We start from the raw sequence: 21,496 nt of genomic DNA, 5'->3' as shown, positions 1-21,496 counted from the left end.
TGAGGAGTTTCCCGTTCATGTCTGAACACCACAGCAACGTCGCTGTCGACGACTCGGCGATCGAAGGTCTTCACTCGTTTGTTCGTCGCCATGTTGGTACGACGAGCGACGCGCAAAAGACCATGCTCGAGGCACTTGGTCTCGACTCGCTCGCTGCGCTCCTCGAGAAGGCCGTGCCCGGCACGATCCTTCTCGACGAGGGCCTGGATTCCTTGCTTCCCGAGGGGGCGAGCGAAGCCGAGGCTCTCGAAGAGCTGCGCGCGCTCGCGAAAAAGAACACCGTGAAGCGTTCGCTCATTGGCCACGGCTATTACGGCACGTACACGCCCTCGGTCATCCAGCGAAACATCCTTGAGAATCCCGCCTGGTACACGGCCTACACGCCCTACCAGCCCGAGATCTCGCAGGGCCGGCTCGAGGCGCTGCTCAACTACCAGACCATGATCGGGGACCTCACCGATCTCGAGATCGCGAACTCGTCGATGCTCGACGAGGCCACCGCGGCCGCCGAGGCGATGCTGCTTGCGCGTCGCGCGGCGCGAGGCAACAAGTCGAACGTGTTCCTCGTGGACACGGACGTTCTACCCACGACTCGCGCAGTGCTCGGTGGCCGTGCCGAAGCGGTCGGCATCGAGCTTCAGGACGTCGACTTCGCAAAGGACGGCGCTCCCGAAGGCGAGTACTTCGGTGCGCTTTTGCAGTACCCGGGCGCTTCGGGCCGAGTGTGGGATCCGCGCGAGGTCATCGCCGCGGTCAAGGCGAATAAAGCGAAAGCCGTCGTAGCCGCTGACCTCCTCGCGCTCACGCTCCTCGCCTCGCCGGGTGAACTCGGCGCCGATGTCGCCGTGGGTAATTCGCAGCGCTTCGGCGTTCCCCTCGGCTTCGGTGGCCCGCACGCGGGCTACATGGCTGTCACGAAGGGCCTTGAGCGTCAGATCCCCGGCCGACTCGTGGGCATCTCACTTGATGCGGAAGGTAGCCCTGCCTACCGCCTCGCGCTCCAGACCCGCGAGCAGCACATTCGCCGTGAGAAGGCGACGAGCAACATCTGCACGGCGCAGGTGCTCCTCGCGGTCATGGCGTCGATGTACGCCGTGTATCACGGCCCGGATGGCCTCAAGCAGATCGCGAGCGAAGTCGCGGGCCGCACCGCCTCGCTCGCCTCATGGCTGACCTCCAATGGCTTCCAGCTGAAGCACGAGACGTTCTTCGACACGATCGAAGTGAGCGTCAACGGCAAGGCCGAAGAGATCGCCAAGGCGTTCGATGAGCGTGGCATTCTCGTCGCCAAGCCGGATGCGGACACGATCCACGTGAGCCTCGATGAAACCGTGACACCTCGCGCGCTCCGCGAGATCGCCGAAGTCTTCTCGCAGTTCTCTCCCTCGCACGTGGGCGATGTGGCGCTCGAGGAATGGACTGAGCCCGGCGAAACCTGGGGTGAACTCGCGCGAACCTCGACCTACCTCGAGGCCCCCGTGTTCAACTCGTTCCGTTCCGAGACCGCGATGATGCGCTATCTGCGCCGTCTCGCGGACAAGGACTACGCGCTCGATCGTGGCATGATTCCGCTCGGCTCGTGCACGATGAAGCTCAACGCCGCTACCGAAATGGCCGCGGTCACCTGGCCGGAGTTCAACGCGATCCACCCCGCGGCTCCCGCGAGCGACGTCAAAGGTTACGTTGAACTCATTACGCAGCTCGAGACTTGGCTCGCGGATGTCACGGGCTACGACACCGTCTCGCTTCAGCCGAACGCCGGCTCGCAGGGCGAGTATGCGGGCCTTCTCGCGATCCGTGCTTACCACGCGAGCCGCGGCGAGTCGGCGCGAACCGTGTGCCTGGTGCCGAGCTCAGCGCACGGGACGAACGCTGCCTCCGCGGTGCTCGCGGGCCTGCGCGTCGTGGTCGTTGCGAGCGATGCCAACGGCAACGTGGACCTTGACGACCTCAAGCAGAAGATCAAGGATCACGCCGATGAACTCGCGTGCATCATGATCACGTATCCGTCGACCCACGGCGTGTACGAATCCGAGGTTCGCACGATCACGCAGCTCGTGCACGATGCTGGCGGTCAGGTGTACGTCGATGGCGCCAACCTCAACGCGCTCCTCGAAGTAGCGAAGCCGGGTGAATTCGGCGGCGACGTCTCGCACTTGAACCTGCACAAGACGTTCTGCATTCCGCACGGTGGTGGTGGGCCGGGCGTCGGCCCCGTTGCGGCGAAGGCCCACCTCGCGCCGTTCCTACCGGGTCACCCGGACATGCAGAACCCCGAACACCCGGTGATCGGCGGCGCAGACCGCACCCACGGTGGCGCGCCCGTGTCGCAGGCGCCGTACGGTTCCCCGTCGATCCTCCCGATCCCGTGGACCTACATCCGCCTCATGGGTGCGAAGGGTCTGCGCCATGCGACCGCCTCGGCGGTGCTCGCCGCGAACTACATGGCGAAGAGGCTCGGCGAAAAATTCGAGATTCTCTACCGTGGTGAGAACGGGCTCGTGGCACACGAGTGCATCGTGGACCTGCGCCCCTTCACGGACCGAACGGGGATCACCGTCGACGACGTCGCCAAGCGCCTCATCGACTACGGTTTCCACGCGCCGACCATGAGCTTCCCCGTTGCGGGCACCCTCATGATCGAGCCGACCGAATCGGAGGATCTGTGGGAGATCGAACGCTTCATCCTCGCGATGCACCGCATCGCCGATGAGGCCGAGAAGGTGGTGTCGGGCGAATGGCCAAAGGACGACAATCCGCTCGTGAATGCCCCGCACACCGCGTACTCCGTGTCGCGTGAAGAGTGGGATCACCCTTACTCGCGCGACGAGGCGGTGTACCCGGGCGTGAACGCTGCGAGCGAAGCCGGCTACGACCCGGACTTCCACATGACGCAGCAGATGCAGTACCAGGCGAAGTACTGGCCGCCCGTGAGGCGCATTGACCAGGCGTACGGCGACCGCAACCTCGTGTGCTCGTGCCAGCCGCTTGATGCCTACGACCAGGGCTGATAGCGCGATGTGAGAGTGGGGGCGTTCCTTCGGGGACGCCCCCACTTTTGCGTGTGGGGTCCACAAAATGAACGATCGTGAACGGAAGTTTTGGCCGGTTCCGGAATTCTCGTAGATTGATGACCATGACAGAGATACTCACCACACACGCGGGCTCGCTTCCGCGCACCCAGGAATTGATCGACGCGAACTACAACAGGGAACTAGAGGCCGACGGCTTCACCCCGAAAAAGTCGCCTGAGTTTGAGCGTGTTCTCGCCGATGCCGTGGATGGCGTCGTTGCTCGCCAGAAGGAGATTGGCATTTCGGTACCGGGCGATGGCGAATACGGCAAGGCGATGGGCTCGGCCATCAACTACGGCTCGTGGTGGTCGTACATCTACGACCGCACCGAGGGGCTTGAGCTCACGGGAACCGATTTCTTCAACGCCGAGCCGCATCGAAGTGAGCCGGGCAACATCGTGCTCACGAGCTTCGATGATCGCCGCGACCGCAGTCTCTTCCCCGGTGCCTACGCTGACCCGGTTACGGGTGTTCCCACGACTAACGACAAGCCGGAAACCTTCATCGTCCCCGCGGCCACCGGCAAGGTAGCGTTCTCTGAGCTCGGCAAGGAGCTGTGCGCGAACGACATCACGAACTTCTCGCACGCACTTGAGAAGTCGGGCTACAAGCAGGGCTACCTCTCGACCCTTTCGCCGGGCTCGGGCGCGCGCATCCACGACGAGTACTACGGCGACCCGGACGCGTTCCTCGATGCGTGGGTTGACGTGATGCGCCCCGAATACAAGGCCATCACCGATGCGGGCATCCAGATCCAGATCGATGATCCGTCGCTTGCCGAGAACTTTGACCAGATCAATCCGGAGCCAAGCGTTGAGGACTACCTCGCGTTCACGAAGAAGCGCGTGGAGGCGATCAACCGCGCGATCGACGGTATCCCGCGCGAGCTCGTGCGTCTGCACACGTGCTGGGGTTCGTGGCACGGCCCGCACGTCACGGACTTTGAGTTCAAGTACCTCGCGGAACTCATGCTCGAGGTCAACGCAAAGTACTACTCGTTCGAGGCGGCGAACGTGCGCCACGAGCACGAGTGGGTCGTGTGGAAGGATGTCACGCTCCCTGAGGATTGCGTGATCGTGCCCGGCATCGTTTCGCACTCGACCAACGTCGTCGAGCATCCGGAACTCGTCGCGCAGCGCATCGAGCGTTTTGCCGACATCGTGGGCCCCGAGCGCGTGATTGCCTCGACCGACTGTGGTCTCGGTGGCCGTATCCATCCGGAGATCGCGTGGGCGAAGCTCGAAAGCCTCGTGGAAGGTGCGGGCATCGCTTCGGCGAAATACTGAGTTTTTAGGCGGGAAATCACCGAGAAAACGGGGGCGTGACGCGCAGCGTTCACGCCCCCGTTACGTGTCCGACACGTGTCTTTCCCACGGCCGTTGCTCCCGAGGGACACAATGAGGAACGTGAAAATCCTCGTCGTTGCCGAATCGTTCCTTCCGCACATGAATGGCGTCACCAACTCGGTGCTCAGGGTTGTCGAGTGCTTTGCGCGCTCCGGCCACGAGGTCAGGATCGTCGCGCCAGGCGCCCCGGGTATCCCGAACGAACTAACGTTCGGCGCGGAACGTGTGCCGGTCATACCCGTGCTGTCACTACCGATGATGGGGTACGGGCAGGTGCGCATGAGCGCGACCACGAACTACCGGATTCGTTCGATTATCGACGATTTTCATCCCGACGTCGTGCACCTCGCGTGCCCGGCCCTCCTCGGTAACGCCGCCTCGAAGGCCGCCGTCAAGCGTGGCATCCCCACGGTCGCCATCTACCAAACCGACCTCCCGGGCTACACGCGCAAATACGGCGCTCCCGTGCTCGAAGAAGCGATGTGGATGTTCCTTCGCGACATTCATAACCGCTGCGAGATCAATCTCGCGCCCTCCTCGAGCACCCGCAATCAGATCGTCGAGCACGGCATTGAGCGCGTGCAGATTTGGCGACGCGGAGTTGATACTTCGCAGTTCTCGCCCACGCGCCGCAGCGAGAAGCTTCGTAAGCGCCTCGCTCCGAATGGTGAGAAACTCGTCGTGTACGTGGGGCGTCTTGCCGCCGAAAAGCAGGTAGACGACCTCGCCATTCTCGAGTCGATGCCGAATGTGCGTCTCGTGATCGTGGGGGAGGGGCCCCTCGAGGCGCAGCTTCGTTCTGCCATGCCAGGCGCCTATTTTGCGGGCTTCAAGAAGGGAGCCGAACTCGCAGAAATCGTTGCCTCGTGCGACCTCTTCGTGCATACGGGTGAGCTCGAGACGTTCTGCCAGACGATCCAAGAGGCCATGGCCTCAGGCCTTCCCGCGATCGCTCCTCGCTCGGGTGGCCCGATCGACCTCATCGACCACTCGCACACGGGTTGGCTTTACACGCCCGGCAAGCTTGAGGAGCTTCGCGCGTACGTCGAGGATCTTCTCGGTGACGACACGAAACGCGCGCATTTCGCTGCAGCTGCGCAGGAATCGGTGCGGCAGCGGACGTGGCCCGTTCTCGCGGAGCAGCTTCTCGGCTTTTATCGCGAGGCGGCGCGTCTTCACGAGGCCGCGCACGCCGCGTAACGCTCGCCCTTCTCCCGTGCCACTCGCCTTCCGTACCAATGTGAAGGTCACCGTGTGAGGGCAGGCCGAGTACCTCATGGCCTCGGCATGTTCTCCACCCTCAAAGGTGGAGGTAGAGCGCCAAGCCGGGATTGCCGTAGAACGGTAACGCGGCCGGGCATTTAGCGAGCGGAGCAGGCAAACCTCACAAAGGCGTCGAGGAGGCGCACGGGGGCATCGACTCCCTGGTTCGAGCCGCGCCACCTCTCGATCTCACGCGCGAACGACTCGGGATCACGATCACTCGGCGTGAGCGCGCTCGTGGTCGCCCATCTCGTGGCAATCGCGGGCGTAATTTCGGGATGAAACTGCACGCCCCATGCCGCCTTCCCCGCGCGGAAGGCCTCGATTCGGCCCTCCTCATCGCGAGCGAGGGGCACGATCGGTGCGCCGCTCGGGGTTGCACTCGGGAGCGCCGAAACTTCGTCCTGGTGCCATTGGAAGGCCTGAAATGCTTGGTGCGGTGCACGAACCTCGGCGCGGGCAAAGAGCGGATCGGTTGCGGCGGCGGGCTCGGGCAGTACTGTGCGCAGTCCGACGGCAGGCTTCGGCCTTCGCGTGATCGCACTTCCAAGCGCCGCTCCGAGAAGTTCCTCGCCGAGGCAAATCCCCAACAGGGGAAAACTTTCCTCGAGGGTATCGAGGCACAGTTGGCGGCACGGTGCGAGCCAATCGTAGCGCTCGTCTTGGAGAGGGCCGGGCCCGCCTCCGAGGATCACGAGGCCTTGCGAGGTGGAGGCGAGGCTGTCGAACGAGGGGAGTGGCTCGCCGCGGTAGGGGCGCACGAGCGCGAGGGCGAGGCCTGATCTGCGCGCAAGGCCTTCGAGCAAGCCCGGCGGGCAATCATCTTCGTGCTGAATGACCGTCAGTGTTTCGCGCACATTGTTTCCCATGTCCCCGTTATACAGGAGACAAACTCCGTGCGACGTACTTGGAGGACTTTCGTCCATCGTTTAGACTGGCCACGCAGCGGCAACCCCTTGCAGCCGCGACCCCGACTCGAACATCATGGAGAAAAGCGTGACCCAGCACAACGACGCCGCGGCAAGCAACGAGACCTCGCAGGGCAATAGCCTCGCCTTTTCGATCATCGTCACCGCGCTCGTCTTCCTTCTCTTCGCGGGTGGTCTCTACGTCATGAGTCTCTACACCGTCGCGCCGATCTGGTTCGTTGTGGGCCTCGCCATGTCGATCGTCGCGCTTTTTGTCGCCTTCGAGATCATTCCGCGCTTCTTCACGAAGTAGAAGCTCTCCAGTCACAAGAAAGGCCTCGGCACTGTCGCCGAGGCCTTTCGCTATACGTGCAGGCAGGAGCTACTGCGCGCGTTTCTTGTCGAGGGCCACGACCGCCTCGAGAGCCATGACGATCATCGAGTCGAACGTCTCCTGGCGCTCCTGTGCGCTCGTCTCCTCGCCCGTGAGGAGGTGGTCAGAGATCGTGCACACTGATAGCGCCTTGCGGCCGAACTGCGCGGCGAGCGTGTACAAGCCTGCGGTCTCCATCTCGACGCCGAGGACGCCGTAGTTGGCGAGGGTTTCCGTGAGGGGTTTCGGGTTGTAGAACTGGTCGGCCGAGAAAAGCCCGCCAACGCGATAGGGGAGATTCTTCTCCTCTGCGGCCTCAACCATGAGTCGCATGAGTTCGAAGTCAGCAGCGGGAGCGTACGTGACGTCGCCAAAGCGTGCGCGGTTCATGGCCGAGTCGGTGCTTGCTGCGTTCGCGATCACAACGTCGCGCACCTTCACCTCGGGCGCCATGCCGCCCGCGGTACCCACGCGAATGATGGCTTGAACGTCGTAGTCGTTCATGAGCTCGTGCGCGTAGATCGCCATGGAAGGCTGGCCCATTCCCGAGCCTTGAACGCTCACGCGCACGCCCTTGTAGGTGCCCGTGTACCCGAGCATGCCGCGCACCTCGTTGTAGAGCTGTGGATCGTCAAGGAAGGTTTCGGCGATCCATCGTGCGCGATACGGGTCGCCGGGGAAAAGGACGTAAGGCGCGATGGCGCCTTCGGGGGCATTAATATGTGTAGACATGCCTTAAGCCTACGGTGTTTGGAGATGGGATGCCCGAAACCTTTGTGCCCGATCGTGAGGCAGTGCGTGCCCGTTGGGCGGTTTCGCTCGTTTTTCTTCTCAATGGTGTGAGCTTTTGCGCTATTTTGCCTCGCTACCCCGAGATCGTGCGTCAGCTCGGCATTACCAACACCGAGCTTGGCCTCGCCGTGGGCCTCGGGCCGCTCGGCGGTCTCGCTTTCGGTTTGCTTGCCGCGCCCATCATGAAGAAGATCGGCTCAGGCACAGCCGCGCTCATTTTCCAGATTCTCGCCTCGAGCGCGCACCTTTTGATCTACGTGGCGCCGAGCTGGGGTTTCCTCGCTCTCGGTTTTGTGCTTGCGATGAGCTTCGACGCCATCACGGACATCGCCCAAAATGCCCACGGCATGCGAGTCGAACGTCGCTATCGCCGCTCGATCATCAATAGCTTTCACGGATTCTGGTCGCTCGGTGCGGTTCTCGGCGGGGTCCTCGGTGCCGTGTGTGCGCAGTTCAGCGTCCCGCTTGCATGGCAGGGCTGGGGTGGGCTCGTCCTCTTTGGCGCGATTGCCATCGCGAACTTCCCGTTCCTGCTCAAGGGGTCCGACGCCGCCGAGCGGGTCAAGGAAGTCTCCTCGCCAAGTGCGTCCTCCGCGAACGAGGCCCCGGCGGATCTCATGGGAGAAACGAGTGGCAATACCCTACTCGAAAGCACGTCACCCAGCCGCGGGAAGCTTGGCGCTCTCGCGTTGCTCGGTGCCCTCGGCATGGTTCTCGTCTTCGCTGGTTCGACCGAAGATGCCGGCAGTACGTGGGGTGCGCTCTTCATGACCCACACCTTCAATGCGTCGCCGTTCGTCGCTGGGCTCGCGTTCGTTGCCCTTCAGGGCGCACAAATGCTCGGCCGTTTCCTGGGGGACCCGATCGTGGATGCCTGGGGCGACCGCACAACCGCGCGCGTGGGCGCGGTGATCTCCTTCGTGGGCATGAGCGTCATGCTCGTGTGGCCGACCGCCGTGACCGCCGTGATCGGCTTTGCAGCCGCGGGCTGGGGTGTGGCGACGCTGTTCCCGGCCGTATTTCGAGCGGGCGACAACGTTGAAGAGCTCGGCCACGGAGTCGGCATTACCGTCGTTGGCTGGTTCGCTCGCATTGGCTTCCTCGCCGCCCCACCGATCGTGGGCTGGCTCGCTGACCTCTTCACTCTGCGCTATGCCCTCGCGCTCGTACCGCTCTACGCAGTGGGAATCCTCGTGTTCTCGGGCGCGCTCGAGAACACCACGAAGGTCGACAAACGGGCCACACTTGCGGAAGCGAGGTAGGCCCGGCAAGCGTCGGACCGGCCCTGCACTGCCTAGGCGAACGCGGATGTATCGCCTCGGCCCTCGCGAAGGACACGCGGTACGTCGTCTGTGAGATCGATGATGCTCGTGGGTTCCATGCCCGTGATCTCGCCGTCGACAATCGCGGGGATGAGGTGCCCGATGCGGTCCTCGACAATCCACGACTCGGTGAGCACATCGTTCTCACCGGGCATGATGAGGCTCGAAGTCATGAGCGGCTCCCCGAACGCGTCGACGATCGCGCGCGCGACCACGTGATCGGGAATGCGCGCTCCAATCGTGTGTTTTTTCGGGTGGAGCATGCGGCGCGGGAGCTCTTTCGTGGCCGGCATAATGAAGGTGTAGGGGCCGGGTGTGTGCGCTTTCACGAGGCGATAGTTCGGGTTCGAAATCCGCACGTACCTTCCGAGCTGCGCGAACTCGCTACACATGACGGTGAAGTGATGGTCCTTGCCCGTGTGGCGGATCGTGCGGATCTGTTCCAGGGCATCGTGCGCGCCTATGCGGCATCCGAGCGCGTAGCCCGAATCGGTGGGGTAAGCAATCAGTTCCCCGTCCCTAAGCCGCTCGACGACCTGGTCGAGGAGACGCGCTTGCGGTGTCACGGGGTGAATCGGAATGAGGCGTGCCATGCCCCCATGTTAGTGCTCCGGTGAAGGAATAAGCGTGACGTAGCCGTCGGTATCGATCGAGGCGAGCGAGGACGTCAATACCCACCCGTCCGCGCTCAGCACCGAGGTCGTTTCATCGGGTTTCTTCCAGTAGCCGTGAAACACCTGAGGGCCTTTGATCATGAGTTTTCCGACGGTGCCCGGGCCCACAACGTGCCCGCGGTCCTGCACGTTGACGACCCGCACCTCGATCGACGGAAGCGGCGTGCCCACGGTGTGCTCACGCCCCTCCACGGAGGTGCGAAGGAACAGGGCGACCCCCGCTTCTGCCCCATCGAAGCTCACCACGAGTGGCCAGCCGAGATCCCGGGCCCAGTCGCGCAGATTCGGCGTATGCTCCCTGCGGATGGGGCTCAAGGCAAGGCGAATCATGGGCGCTTTACCGGTGGTGCGCGCATACTCGGCGAGGAATCGGAAAACTTCGGTGTCACCTGAGATCACCGAGGGAGGGTTTTTCTTGAGAGCGCGCACGAGCGCCGAGTGGTCGAAGCGTGGGAAGAGAATCGTGTGGCGGCCGTAAAACAGGCTCGTGGTGAGGGTGTCGGCAATCCCGATGGTCGAGTGCAAGGGCCACAGGGCGTAGCCCGTTTCGGTTCCCGCCGGCGCCGTTTCGAGATATTCGAGAGATTGATGGGCGAGCGCCGTCAGGTTTCCGTGAGTGATCATCGCGCCGAGTGCACTTGTGCGCGTGCCTCCCTCGTACACGAGAGCGGCGAGGTCGTTCGGTTCCGGGTACGGACAGTCCAGCGGGAGGGGTGCCGAGCCAAGAAGGTCCTTGAGCTTCGCGCGCGTGCCGAAGGAGAGAGGGAGCTGGGCGGGGCCCTTGGGTGGTGCCGCAACTCGCATGACGCCCTTGCCGCTCGCCTTCGCGATTTCCGCGAGCGCTCCCGTGAAAGTGAGGCGACGCGGTGCCTGCTTGGGAAGTTCAGGAGCCTGGACGGTAATCACGGTTTTCGGTCGCGCTTCTTCATCGAGCCCCGCGAGGGCATTGAGGCGGTATTCGGCGATAATGACTGCGACGGGGGAGTAGTCGGCAAACTCGCGGCTCAGGCGCATCATGGGCTCGCGATCAGAATGCTGAACGGCGATTGCGCCGATCCGGAGAACCGCGTGGAAGGCGATAACGGCATCGATGCTCATGGGCAGGACGATCGCCACGCGATCGCCCGCGCGAATGCCCGAATCCAAAAGACCCTGCGCGAGGCAGCGGATGCGACGACCGAGCTGGCCATAGCTCACACGTGTGCCGGTCATTTCAAGTGCCGTGCGTGAGCGGAAATGCGCGATGGCGAAATCGAGAAGTTCGGAGGCGTTGAGTGGAAGGGGGCGCGCGCTCAAGCGGTGAGCCGGATCATGTGAGTGCGGCTTCGCCGGGGCCATGAGCGCCCTCCTTTCACGTGAATGTTGGTGCGGGGCACGAGCGTGCACTGCGGGTGACGTGTGCAGTTTAGGGAGAGAACCTGCACGTTGACCTCAGGTTTCCCGGGCGTTTCGTGAGCACGCCCCGCGCGAGCCAGGTATGCGAGAGTAGCACCGTGAACGAGAGTCAGAATGCCGATGCAGGAAATGGGAACGTACGCCTTGATTCGTGGTTGCACGCGGTGCGGCTTTTCAAAACACGGTCGCTCGCCTCGAGTGCCATCAAGGCCTCACACGTGAGGGTCGATGGCGAGGTCGTCAAACCGAGCTTCCGGCTGAACATCGGCAGTACGGTTGCGGTGCGCCACCCCGGTTACACGAATGAGTACGTGGTCAAAAAGCTGCTTGCGAAGCGTGTGGGGGCGCCGCTCGCGCGCGAGGCCTATACCGACATCTCGGCTCCGCCACCGCCGCAGCTGTTCGCCGCGCCACCTCGGCGCGCACGAGGAGCGGGTCGGCCTACGAAGAAGGAGCGCCGAGCACTCGATCGCCTTCGCGGCCGCGAGTCGCAAAATGGCAGGTGGCGAGCAATTTTTGACGATAACGAAAGTTGAGTGGAATAGACTCAACTTTGGTGGCGTTGCACGAGATGTAAGCGCGAAAGCGAGAGAGGCTGGAGAAGCGTCGGATCCCTCGGCGCCCGAGCCTTCCGCGTAGCGCACACCCACGTGAAAGGAGCGGAAAATATGCAATTTTCCTTTACGCAACGTTCGCGCGAAGCCGTCGAGGCGGCCACGCGCAAAGCGGAATCATTCCGCAACACCAACGTCACCGGTCTGCACTTGCTTGCGGCACTTCTCGAACAAGAAGATTCGATCGCCACGGCCGTTCTGGAGGACACGGGGGCACATATCGGTGCTCTCAAAGAGCGTGTAGATCAGGAAATCCAGCGACTTCCCCGACTCACGGGGAACACCGATCAAAAGCCGGTCTTTCAAGGCGACGGCTACGACGCACTTGAAGCCGCCGGAAAAGAAGCCGGTGCCGGCATGGGGCAGGGTGCCGAGGGGTATATCTCGACAGAGCACCTGCTTTACGGAATCGCCAAGGCGGCGAAAACGCCTGGCGACATCCTCAAAGACTTCGGCGCGACCCCGAAAGCGATCCGCGCCAGCATCGCCACACTCACCAAAGGAACAAGCATGAACAAAGAAAACCCGGAAGGCTCCTTCAAGAGCCTCGAAAAATTCGGGGTCGACCTCACCGCCCGCGCACGTGAGGGCAAACTCGATCCCGTTATCGGCCGCGATAGTGAAATCCGCCGCGTTGTGCAGGTGCTCAGCCGCCGCACGAAAAATAACCCCGTGCTTATCGGCGAACCCGGCGTCGGAAAGACGGCCGTCGTTGAGGGGCTCGCCCAGCGCATCGTTGAGGGAGATGTGCCCGAATCACTTCGCGGCAAAACCCTCATCTCGCTCGACCTTTCCTCGATGGTCGCCGGCTCGAAATACCGCGGCGAATTTGAAGAGCGCCTCAAGAGTGTCCTCGACGAAATTCGCGACTCCAACGGCAACGTCATCACCTTCATCGATGAGCTCCACACCGTGGTCGGTGCCGGTGGCACAGGTGAAGGATCCATGGACGCCGGCAACATGCTCAAGCCCATGCTCGCGCGCGGCGAACTCCGTATGGTCGGCGCCACGACGCTCGATGAGTACCGCGAACGCATTGAAAAAGATCCGGCGCTCGAGCGCCGTTTCCAGCAGGTATTCGTGGGCGAGCCGAGTGTTGAAGACACGATTACGATTCTGCGTGGCCTGAAGGACAAGTACGAGGCTCACCACAAGGTGACCATCTCCGACTCTGCGCTTGTCGCGGCGGCCTCGCTCTCGGATCGCTACATCAACAATCGTCAACTTCCCGATAAAGCCATCGACCTTATCGACGAGGCCGCGTCGAGGCTGCGCATGGAACTCGATTCCTCACCTGTTGAACTCGATATTCTGCGCCGCCAGGTTGACCGCCTCAAAATGGAAGAACTCGCCCTCAAAGGCTCGGACGACCCGGGGTCGCTCGCGCAGCTTGCGAGCGTTCGCGAGCACCTTGCCGCCCGCACCGAAGAGATGAATGAACTCTCCGCCCGCTGGGAACGCGAGAAGTCCGGCCTCAACGAGGTTGGCGAGCTCAAGGCAAAGCTCGAAGATCTACGCATGCAGGCCGACCGGGCTCAGCGTGAAGGCGACTTGAGCCAGGCCTCGAAAATCCTCTACGGCGACATCCCCGAGCTCAAAAAGAAGCTCGTGGAACTCGAACACGAAGAAGGTGCCGGGGAAGCCTCGAACGAGGAGGAGCAAAAGCCGCTCGTTGCCGACAAGGTGGGTCCCGACGACATTGCCGGAGTCGTCTCCGCGTGGACGGGCATTCCCGCGGGACGCCTCCTCAAGTCCGAAACGCAAAAGCTTCTCGATATGGAAGAGATCATCGGCAGGCGGCTTATTGGTCAGCATCGGGCCGTGACCGAGGTCGCCGACGCGGTGCGTCGTTCGCGCGCAGGTATCTCCGATCCGAACCGCCCCACCGGCTCGTTCCTCTTCCTTGGTCCCACGGGCGTTGGCAAAACGGAACTCGCGAAGTCCCTCGCCGAGTTTCTTTTCGACGACGAACGCGCCATGGTTCGCATCGACATGTCTGAGTACGGCGAGAAGCACAGCGTTTCTCGCCTCGTGGGGGCGCCCCCGGGGTACGTCGGCTACGAAGAAGGTGGGCAGCTGACCGAGCAGGTCCGACGCCGCCCCTACACCGTCGTGCTCTTGGACGAGATTGAAAAGGCCCACCCGGATGTCTTCGACATTCTCCTCCAGGTGCTCGACGACGGCCGCCTCACAGACGGCCAGGGGCGCACGGTGGATTTCCGGAACACCATCCTGATCCTGACCTCGAACCTCGGCGCACACTTCCTCCAGGATCCGAGCCTCGACGACAGCGCGAAACGGGGCGCGGTCATGAACGCCGTGCGTGCGGCGTTCAAGCCCGAGTTTCTCAACCGTCTCGACGACATCGTGCTGTTCGACTCGCTCGGTCGCGAGGAGCTGCGCCATATCGTTGGTCTCCAGGTTGCTTCGCTCGCGGCGCGTCTCAAGAACCGCCGCATTACGCTCGACGTGAGCGAAGCCGCCGAGGATTGGCTTGCCGAACGCGGCTTTGATCCGGCCTACGGTGCGCGTCCGCTCAAGCGGCTCGTGCAAAAGGAGATTGGCGATGCGCTCGCGCGCCTCATCCTCACGGGCGAGGTCACGGATGATCAAACGGTCACGGTTGACGTGGAGCACGGGGAGGGCGATTCTTCCCGCCTCGCACTCCACTGAATTCCATAGGGGTTGTGGGGGTTATTCCTCGGGTTTAGCCCCCGCAACCTCCCGCATTGCCTGGCGTCGGAATGCTTCGCGAACCTTGATAACGAGAGGCCACTCGTGAGGCTCCGGCGCCAGCGCATATGGCGATGACTTAAAGTTGACGCGATTGATGCGAGGCATCCCCGGCGCGTCTATTCGATACTTCGTTGGAAACTCGTTGCACCAACCAACATACGGGAGGTCATCGTTCACAATCGGGACGACCTCCCACCCTTCCGCCCGAAGAACCTCGGCGTGGTAGCGGTCGCGCGCCGCCCGTTGCGGCTCCTGGTGGGAGCTTCCCTGGTACTCCACCACGACTTTCTGCGCCGGATAGACGAGATCGCGGTCGGGAACGACAATTCCTCCGGGAAGCGGGATAGGAATATTAAGCTGCGGTTCGGGGAGACCCGCCTCGACAAGAAGGAGGCGGCACAGAGTCTCCTGAGGTGAGTCAGAGCCCACGCGAATATTGTCGAGTGCCCATCGCGTATTGGTGGCCCCGTCGATTTTTGGGTATCTCTTCCGTGCGTCCTCAAGGCACGCAATCGTGCAAAAGGGCTCGCGTCTTCCCTCGTAGTTCGGGCGCGGTCGACGCACGAGGTAGTCGCCTACGGCCACGAGCTCAAACGGGTTCAGCACCGTCGCAAGATCAAGGAACGTTCGTTCGCGAGACATAATCCTGAGCGGCTTTTTCCACAGGGGCGCGGTGGAGGGGTGCCACGGCATTCCGACGCTTGCTGAGCCAGCTTCGGCACCTACACCCGCAAGAATCTTCCCGGGCTCCACCTCAATGACATCGTCGCTTGCCAAAAGATGCTGCCGCCACTTTGCACACGGCTGCGGAGGGGAGCGGTGATAGTCGGGGTAAACAAAGTCCGGAAAGCCACTGAGCTTTTCGGGAATGAAAGCGTGAGCGTTGTGGATTCGCGCCAGTTCCATAGTGAGCGGATTCTCCTGCGCGAGGAATCTGGTCGGTAGAGGAAATCCCCAGAAGAGTGCTGCAGAAATTTGAGAGAGCGCGGCTTTGGGGCAGGCGTGCGTCACAATGCGCGCGTAGTCCCAACTTGTGGGCGAATGTTCCGTCGGAGCGTAAATTCCCCGGTAAAGCTGCTGATAATTGGGCCCCCGAAGTTGATCGCGCGTGACCGCCCTGGCATAGGCCTCTTGGGACGTGAATACTGTATGAGCGAGGGCGGCCGGAATAGGAGCTCGGGTGCGTGCCATAGCTTGCATGCTATGGATCGAAAAGGCGTCACCATGCGCGTCCCAGGGCGGAGTGGGGGAAACCAAGAAATGTGGAGCGCGAGCCGCTTCAGAGCGTTCGGCGAGAGTCGCTGTTCCGTCTCGAAGTGTCCCCCACACCCAAGAAGTGTGGGGGCCCGAGCCACGCGGCTCAAACCCCCACAACCCCTATGCAATTAGGGAGAGGGAGCCTGAGCCACGCGACTCAAACCCCCACAACTCCTATGCAATCCAGTTAGGAGAGGACGAGGTTGACGAGCTTCGGCTCGCGCACGATCACCTTTCGCACCTCGTGGCCCTCGATGAGCTGTTGCACGCGTTCCTCCGCGAATACTGCCTTCTCGAGGTCCTCCGCCGAAATGTCCGGGTCGACCTCGATGCGATGGCGCACCTTCCCCTTGACCTGGATGACGCACGTGACGGCGTCAGCAACGAGGTGCTGCGGGTCCGCAACAGGGTAGGAAGCGCGCGCGAGCGACTCATCGTGACCGAGCTTCGCCCACAGTTCTTCCGCAAGGTGCGGAGCGAACGGCGAGACCATGAGCACGAGTGCCTCGACGGCCGAACGCGGGGCGCCGTCCCCATCGCTCGCGACCTTCGTGAGGTGGTTGACGAGCTCGATGAGACGCGCGATCGCCGTGTTGAAGCGCATGTGCTCCATGTCGGCGCTCACCGCGTCGATGGTTTTATGCACGGCGCGCAGAGTCTCCACGCTCGGCTCGGCATCGCTCACGACGCACTCACCGGTCTCTTCCGAGACCGCGAGGCGCCACAGGCGCTGAAGGAAGCGCTGCGAGCCCACGACGTCGCGCGTGTTCCAAGGGCGCGACAGATCGAGCGGGCCCATCGACATTTCGTACACGCGGAACGTGTCGGCACCGAACTCGTCGTACATGTCATCGGGCGTCACGATATTGCGCAGGGACTTGCCCATCTTCCCGTATTCCTGGGTCACGGGCTTGCCGTCATAAGTGAAGGAGCCGTCGGCTTCCTCGACAACCTCGGAGGCGTTGACGTACACGCCTCGCTCGTCGCGGTACGCATAGGCCTGCACATACCCCTGGTTGAACAGAGTGTGGAACGGCTCGGCGCTCGCAAGGTAGCCGCGGTCGAACAGGACCTTGTGCCAGAAACGCGCGTAGAGCAGGTGGAGAACGGCGTGCTCAACACCGCCAACGTACAGGTCGACGCCGCCGGTGGGCGCGCCTTCGCGCGGGCCCATCCAGTACTGCTCGTTGGCAGGCGCGGAAATCTGTTCGTCGTTCGTCGGGTCCGTGTAGCGGATTTCGTACCACGAGGAGCCTGCCCACTGAGGCATGACGTTCATTTCGCGGCGGTAGCGCTTCAGGCCATCGCCAAGGTCAAGCTCGACCCACGCCCAGTCATCGACACGCGAGAGCGGCGTTTGCGGTTCGGTATCCGCATCCTCGGGGTCAAACGTCTTCGGGGAGAAATCGTCAAGCTCGGGAAGCTGCACGGGGAGCTGATCGACCGGGAGGGCGATCGGAACCTCGGGTGCGTCTTCCGCGTACACGATCGGGAACGGCTCGCCCCAATAGCGCTGCCGGCTGAAGAGCCAATCACGCAAGCGGTACGTCGTCTTTGCGTGGCCAAAGCCCTTCCTCTCGGCGAACTCGGTTGCGGCGGCGATCGCCTCGGCCTTGTTCATGCCGTTCAGGTCAAGTTCGGCGCTTTGCGAATTGATTTTCTTGCCGTCGCCCGTGTAGGCCTGGCCCTCTTCGAAGTCGGCCGGGGGCTGCACGGTGCGAATGATCGGAAGCTCGAAGGCGCTCGCGAATGCGTAGTCGCGCTCATCTTCGGCGGGAACGGCCATGATCGCACCGGTGCCGTAGCCCATGAGCACGTAGTCGGCGGTAAACACGGGCAGCGCGCGCCCATCCATGGGGTTCACGGCGAAAAGACCAGTGAACACGCCCGTTTTTTCGCGCGAATCGGCGGTGCGCTCATCCTCTTCGAGGGCTGCGGCGCGCTCCTGGTAGGCAGCCACGGCCTCACGGGGGTTCGCCGCTCCACCGGTCCACGCCGCCTTCGTGCCCTCGGGCCAGGACTCCGGAAGAACGCTGACATCAACCAGCAACGGATGCTCAGGGGAAAGCACCGTGAAGGTGGCGCCGAAGAGTGTGTCCACGCGGGTCGTAAACACATCGAACGTGGCATCGGCGAGGGCGGGGCTAGCGTCGGACTCCAGCGCGAACGTCACCTGCGCACCGCGTGAGCGGCCGATCCAGTTGCGCTGCATGGACTTGACCGATTCGGGCCAATTGACGGTCTCGAGATCTTCGAGAAGTCGATCGGCGTACGCGGTGATCCGCAGGTTCCACTGCCGAAGTCGGCGCTTGAACACGGGGAAATCGCCGCGCTCGGAGCGGCCCTCGGCCGTGACTTCCTCGTTCGCGAGCACGGTGCCGAGACCGGGGCACCAGTTCACGGGAGTGTCGCTCACGTAGGCGAGACGGAAGCAGTCAACGAGCTCCCGCATGTCCTCGGGCGTGTACTGGATGAGGTAGTCGAAAGGCGTGTCGTGCTCGGGATTCCAGTGCTCGTGATCCGGCTTGCGGTCGTGCCACATCTGCGGGATCTCGATGCCCTGCTGCTCAGCGAGGGCGTACGGGTCAACATCGCGATCCTGGATCGCACCCTTGAGCTCCGAAATGGGCCGTGCAGAGCCGCGTGTGCCGTCAGCCTTCACGAAGTTCGGGTCGTACCACGAGTCGAACAGTTGGAGGAACACCCACTGGGTCCACTTAACGAAGTCGAGATCGGTCGTGCGCAGCGAACGACGTGAGTCGTGTGAAAGACCAAGGCGGAAAAGCTGGCGGGCCATGTTCGCGACGTTTTCGTCCGTCGTGACCCGCGGGTGGGTGCCGGTCTGGATCGCGTACTGTTCGGCGGGCAAGCCAAAGGCGTCGTAGCCCATCGTGTACAGCACGTTCTTACCGAGCATGCGATTGTGGCGCGCGACGGCGTCGGTTGCGATGTAGCCGAGGGGGTGGCCCACGTGAAGCCCCTTCCCCGAGGGGTAGGGGAACATGTCCATGATGAACATCTTTTCGCCGAGTTCTTCGGCGGTGCGGCCATCGGAAAGTTCACCCTCGGGATTGACGGCGTTGAACGTGCCCTTCTCGAGCCACAGCTTTTGCCATTTCTGCTCGATCTGTCCCGCGAGTTCAGCGGTGTAGCGGTATGGGGCCTCAGCCATCGTGTCCCTTTCCTCGTGTCGGTTTCGTGCGCGGTAGGTCTCGAGCGCGCATGCACTGCCTCCAGTCTACGTGCTGCGTCTTTGGAGCGTTGCGTGCGGTTCCGACGCTTGCGTAGCCGCGATTGCGGCGCGTGTTTTGCGGGGTGGACGCGGCCCGTAGGATGGGTGCATGGCGATTCATTTGAGTGAGTATTCCGAGTCTTGGGTGGGCGACTTCATGGGGGTCGCCACGACCTTGGTAGACGCCCTGGACGGCCACGGAGGGCAGGGGATCGAGCACATTGGTGCGACCTCGGTTCCGAAAATGGTGGCGCGACCCATCATCGATATCGCGGTCATCGCCGCTCCCCTCGCGCTTGAGGAGGCGTGTGAGGCGCTCGCCCCACTCGGCTATGTGGCCGGGGGAGAGAGGCAGGAGGGGGAGGGCTACCGCAAGCTGAATACTCCCACCTCGGGCGTTTTGCACGCACTCACGGTCTTCGAGGAAGACTCCCCGCTGCTTCACGCGAGCATCGCTGCGCGTCAGATCCTCATGAATAGCCCGGAGCTCGTCGCGGAGTTCTCGGGCTATAAGCGAGGGCTCGCATTCACGGGTGCGATTGACGTGGAGGAGTACCGCGCCGCGAAGGTGCCCATGTTCCAGAAGATCCTGCGCGAGGCGGGGATGGACGAGGAGGCCCTCGCGGGTCTCGCCGCGAGTTTTTAGGCGCCCTGGGCGAGGCGCTCGGCGAGACGCGGCATTGCGCGCTCGAGAACGTCGAGCGTTCGATCGAAGTCTTCGGCGCCGCCATACCAGGGATCGGGCAGGGGATCGCCCGGCTCTGACTCGGGGTCGAAGTCCGTCATGAGCGCGAGTTGCTCCTCGCGCGCGCCGAGCGCACGTAGCCGGTCGAGGTGGAACTGCTCGGCTGCCACGAAGAGATCGGTGTTCTCGATGTCGGTGGCGCTCACTTGTCTGGCGGCATGCCCGCTCGCGTCGTAGCCCTCGGCTTCGAGCACGCGAGCCGCGCGGGGATCCATGGGGTTGCCGATTTCCTCGCTGCTCACCCCGACGGAGTTCACGGTAACGCTTCCGCCACCGTCGAGCGAAGAGAGCGCGGAAAGAAGAATGCGTTCGGCCATTGGGGAGCGGCAGATGTTGCCCCAGCACACGGTAGTAACGATCATGCCTCGACCCTAACTCAGATCGCTTCTCACGCGCCGAAGAGCGACGCAATCACCATGAGCGCGATCAACGTGCCCACCGACGTCAACAGCGCGATATCCCGCGTCATCTCCTCGCCAACCTCGTAACGCGCAGCGGCGACGTACACGTTTTGGGCGGTGGGAAGCGCTGCGAGCACGACGGCCGCGTAGAGCTCGGTGCCCGCGAGACCAAAGGCCCAGCGCGCGAGAGCCCACGCGATGAGAGGCATTGCGAGAAGCTTGAGTGCTGTGGCGAGGAGGATGTCGGCGCGATGGCCCGCTTCCTTCGAGAAGGGCTTCGAGGCGGTGAGCGACATGCCGAACGCGAGGAGCATTCCCGGGATGGAGATGCCCGCGATGACGTCGATCGGTTCAACGATGAAGGCGGGGAGGTGAAGGTCGAAGCCGAGAACTGCGAGGCCCGCTGCGGAGGCGATGATCATGGGGTTCGCAATGATTGTTCCCGCGAGGGCGCGCACGCTCGGTCGTTGCCCCGCGACCGCAGAGTGGAGAACCGACTGGAAGAGCGGCGTGAATACCGCCATTTGCCACAGCGCCACAGGCAGGGCGAGCGCGACGTCGCCAAGCACGTAGGCGGCGATAGGGAAGCCCATGTTCGCGCTATTGACCATCGAAGCCGAAACCGAGGAGATCACGGCGTGGGGCAGATCCTGCTTGAGGAAAATAAGCGAGAGAAGTGCGGCGAGCGAAGTCGTCAGGAGCGCCGCTAGGGCGGCGACCGCGAAATTCGCGGAGAGCACGAGGGCGAGATCGCTTTCGATGAGCGACACGAACACGAGGCACGGCCCCGCGAGGAAATAGGTGAGGCGATTGAGCACGAAACGGGCTTGCGGGCCCATGAGGTTGCTCCACCCCGCAAATGCGCCCACGGCGACGATCACGGCGATCACGAAAAAAACCGCTCACGACCCTCGCCACGGAGGCTACCTCGAAGAAATCTGGTCGGGTGCGCCCGGAACTGCCTCGGCAGGGTCGTTGCCGAGTGCGACGATGCGGTTCTTCTCATCGACGTGAACGATACGCGGCGTGTGGGCGGCGGCTTCTTCGGGGGTGAACTGCCCGTAGGCGATGAGGATCACGAGATCCCCGGGATGCACGAGGTGGGCGGCGGCGCCGTTGATCTTGATATCCCCGCTACCCGCCTCGCCGCGGATGACGTAGGTTTCAAGGCGAGCGCCATTCGTGACATCAACAATCGCCACGAGCTCGTTCTCGATGAGGCCCGCGGCATCGAGTAAATCGGCATCGACCGTCACTGATCCCACGTAATGGAGATCGGCTTGCGTCACGGTGGCACGGTGGATCTTGGAAGTCATGAGTGTTCGCAGCACGATGCTTAAGTATTCCATCCCAATCGCGCACCT

At 62.9% G+C, this 21,496-nt stretch carries 17 protein-coding genes; 8 read left to right on the top strand and 9 right to left on the bottom strand.

The window, feature by feature from the left end:
* Positions 1-17 precede the first annotated feature (17 nt).
* The 3 genes from gcvP to NBW56_RS07065 all read left to right on the top strand — a co-directional run bounded on the left by gcvP (position 18) and on the right by NBW56_RS07065 (position 5,620).
* Positions 18-3,011: an aminomethyl-transferring glycine dehydrogenase gene (gcvP, locus tag NBW56_RS07075; protein ID WP_250258604.1), complete on the top strand. Its 2,994-nt coding sequence runs from the start codon at positions 18-20 to the stop codon at positions 3,009-3,011.
* A gap of 125 nt (positions 3,012-3,136) precedes the next feature.
* Complete coding sequence (locus NBW56_RS07070) at positions 3,137-4,360, top strand: cobalamin-independent methionine synthase II family protein (RefSeq protein WP_250258603.1); 1,224 nt, start codon at positions 3,137-3,139, stop codon at positions 4,358-4,360.
* Positions 4,361-4,471: 111 nt separating this feature from the next.
* Positions 4,472-5,620 carry a glycosyltransferase family 4 protein gene (locus tag NBW56_RS07065; protein ID WP_502799331.1) on the top strand — a complete coding sequence of 383 codons (1,149 nt, stop codon included), beginning with the start codon at positions 4,472-4,474 and terminating at the stop codon, positions 5,618-5,620.
* A gap of 161 nt (positions 5,621-5,781) precedes the next feature.
* On the opposite strand, the gene NBW56_RS07060 is transcribed toward NBW56_RS07065, so the two are convergent.
* On the bottom strand, positions 5,782-6,552 hold the full coding sequence (locus tag NBW56_RS07060; protein WP_250258601.1) for a type 1 glutamine amidotransferase: 771 nt from the start codon (positions 6,550-6,552) through the stop codon (positions 5,782-5,784).
* A 127-nt stretch (positions 6,553-6,679) separates the two neighbouring features.
* Here NBW56_RS07060 and NBW56_RS07055 point away from each other — a divergent pair, with 127 nt between their 5' ends.
* A complete protein-coding gene (locus NBW56_RS07055; protein WP_082991074.1) occupies positions 6,680-6,904 on the top strand; it encodes a hypothetical protein in 225 nt (74 codons plus the stop codon).
* Positions 6,905-6,973: 69 nt separating this feature from the next.
* On the opposite strand, the gene deoD is transcribed toward NBW56_RS07055, so the two are convergent.
* On the bottom strand, positions 6,974-7,696 hold the full coding sequence (gene deoD / locus NBW56_RS07050; protein WP_065247600.1) for a purine-nucleoside phosphorylase: 723 nt from the start codon (positions 7,694-7,696) through the stop codon (positions 6,974-6,976).
* A gap of 29 nt (positions 7,697-7,725) precedes the next feature.
* Between deoD and NBW56_RS07045 the strand changes: the two genes are divergently transcribed.
* Positions 7,726-9,018: an MFS transporter gene (locus NBW56_RS07045; RefSeq protein WP_250258600.1), complete on the top strand. Its 1,293-nt coding sequence runs from the start codon at positions 7,726-7,728 to the stop codon at positions 9,016-9,018.
* A gap of 32 nt (positions 9,019-9,050) precedes the next feature.
* Here NBW56_RS07045 and NBW56_RS07040 read toward each other — a convergent pair whose 3' ends face one another.
* Both NBW56_RS07040 and NBW56_RS07035 read right to left on the bottom strand, forming a co-directional pair.
* Positions 9,051-9,671, bottom strand: a complete 621-nt coding sequence (locus NBW56_RS07040) for an L-threonylcarbamoyladenylate synthase (protein WP_250258599.1) — start codon at positions 9,669-9,671, stop codon at positions 9,051-9,053.
* A 9-nt stretch (positions 9,672-9,680) separates the two neighbouring features.
* Positions 9,681-11,090, bottom strand: coding sequence for an AMP-binding protein (locus NBW56_RS07035; protein WP_250258598.1), 1,410 nt, complete (start codon positions 11,088-11,090; stop codon positions 9,681-9,683).
* 155 nt (positions 11,091-11,245) lie between these two features.
* Between NBW56_RS07035 and NBW56_RS07030 the strand changes: the two genes are divergently transcribed.
* Together NBW56_RS07030 and clpB are read left to right on the top strand one after the other, a co-directional pair.
* Entirely contained in the window at positions 11,246-11,683 is a 438-nt protein-coding gene (locus tag NBW56_RS07030) for an RNA-binding S4 domain-containing protein (protein WP_250258597.1), read from the top strand.
* A 132-nt stretch (positions 11,684-11,815) separates the two neighbouring features.
* Positions 11,816-14,434: an ATP-dependent chaperone ClpB gene (gene clpB, locus NBW56_RS07025; RefSeq protein WP_126847527.1), complete on the top strand. Its 2,619-nt coding sequence runs from the start codon at positions 11,816-11,818 to the stop codon at positions 14,432-14,434.
* A gap of 21 nt (positions 14,435-14,455) precedes the next feature.
* Here the strand turns inward: clpB and NBW56_RS07020 are convergent, their stop codons facing one another.
* Positions 14,456-15,403: a putative endonuclease domain-containing protein gene (locus NBW56_RS07020; protein ID WP_250258596.1), complete on the bottom strand. Its 948-nt coding sequence runs from the start codon at positions 15,401-15,403 to the stop codon at positions 14,456-14,458.
* 538 nt (positions 15,404-15,941) lie between these two features.
* On the bottom strand, positions 15,942-18,926 hold the full coding sequence (gene leuS, locus NBW56_RS07015; RefSeq protein ID WP_250258595.1) for a leucine--tRNA ligase: 2,985 nt from the start codon (positions 18,924-18,926) through the stop codon (positions 15,942-15,944).
* A gap of 169 nt (positions 18,927-19,095) precedes the next feature.
* On the opposite strand from leuS, the gene NBW56_RS07010 reads away from it, so the two are divergent.
* Entirely contained in the window at positions 19,096-19,632 is a 537-nt protein-coding gene (locus tag NBW56_RS07010; RefSeq protein ID WP_250258594.1) for a GrpB family protein, read from the top strand.
* Here NBW56_RS07010 and NBW56_RS07005 read toward each other — a convergent pair.
* The 3 genes from NBW56_RS07005 to panD are packed head-to-tail and all read right to left on the bottom strand — an operon-like array spanning position 19,629 to position 21,463.
* Positions 19,629-20,093, bottom strand: a complete 465-nt coding sequence (locus NBW56_RS07005; RefSeq protein WP_250258593.1) for a low molecular weight protein-tyrosine-phosphatase — start codon at positions 20,091-20,093, stop codon at positions 19,629-19,631. The genes NBW56_RS07010 and NBW56_RS07005 overlap by 4 nt on opposite strands.
* 26 nt (positions 20,094-20,119) lie before the next feature.
* Positions 20,120-21,022, bottom strand: a complete 903-nt coding sequence (locus NBW56_RS07000) for an AEC family transporter (RefSeq protein ID WP_250258592.1) — start codon at positions 21,020-21,022, stop codon at positions 20,120-20,122.
* A gap of 33 nt (positions 21,023-21,055) precedes the next feature.
* Positions 21,056-21,463: an aspartate 1-decarboxylase gene (gene panD, locus NBW56_RS06995; RefSeq protein ID WP_065247610.1), complete on the bottom strand. Its 408-nt coding sequence runs from the start codon at positions 21,461-21,463 to the stop codon at positions 21,056-21,058.
* Positions 21,464-21,496: the final 33 nt, after the last annotated feature.

This window comes from Dermabacter sp. Marseille-Q3180 (assembly GCF_940792985.1).
Classification (GTDB): domain Bacteria; phylum Actinomycetota; class Actinomycetes; order Actinomycetales; family Dermabacteraceae; genus Dermabacter; species Dermabacter vaginalis.
This window is presented reverse-complemented; position numbering and strand designations above follow the sequence as displayed.

Excerpts from the sequence above, each read along its gene's own strand:
- gcvP (WP_250258604.1), top strand. The coding sequence starts at position 18 with ATGTCTGAACACCACAGCAACGTCGCTGTCGACGACTCGGCGATCGAA.
- NBW56_RS07070 (WP_250258603.1), top strand. The coding sequence starts at position 3,137 with ATGACAGAGATACTCACCACACACGCGGGCTCGCTTCCGCGCACCCAG.
- NBW56_RS07065 (WP_502799331.1), top strand. The coding sequence starts at position 4,472 with ATGAGGAACGTGAAAATCCTCGTCGTTGCCGAATCGTTCCTTCCGCAC.
- NBW56_RS07060 (WP_250258601.1), bottom strand. The coding sequence starts at position 6,552 with ATGGGAAACAATGTGCGCGAAACACTGACGGTCATTCAGCACGAAGAT.
- deoD (WP_065247600.1), bottom strand. The coding sequence starts at position 7,696 with ATGTCTACACATATTAATGCCCCCGAAGGCGCCATCGCGCCTTACGTC.
- NBW56_RS07045 (WP_250258600.1), top strand. The coding sequence starts at position 7,726 with ATGCCCGAAACCTTTGTGCCCGATCGTGAGGCAGTGCGTGCCCGTTGG.
- NBW56_RS07040 (WP_250258599.1), bottom strand. The coding sequence starts at position 9,671 with ATGGCACGCCTCATTCCGATTCACCCCGTGACACCGCAAGCGCGTCTC.
- NBW56_RS07035 (WP_250258598.1), bottom strand. The coding sequence starts at position 11,090 with ATGGCCCCGGCGAAGCCGCACTCACATGATCCGGCTCACCGCTTGAGC.
- clpB (WP_126847527.1), top strand. The coding sequence starts at position 11,816 with ATGCAATTTTCCTTTACGCAACGTTCGCGCGAAGCCGTCGAGGCGGCC.
- NBW56_RS07020 (WP_250258596.1), bottom strand. The coding sequence starts at position 15,403 with ATGGAACTGGCGCGAATCCACAACGCTCACGCTTTCATTCCCGAAAAG.
- leuS (WP_250258595.1), bottom strand. The coding sequence starts at position 18,926 with ATGGCTGAGGCCCCATACCGCTACACCGCTGAACTCGCGGGACAGATC.
- NBW56_RS07010 (WP_250258594.1), top strand. The coding sequence starts at position 19,096 with ATGGCGATTCATTTGAGTGAGTATTCCGAGTCTTGGGTGGGCGACTTC.
- NBW56_RS07005 (WP_250258593.1), bottom strand. The coding sequence starts at position 20,093 with ATGATCGTTACTACCGTGTGCTGGGGCAACATCTGCCGCTCCCCAATG.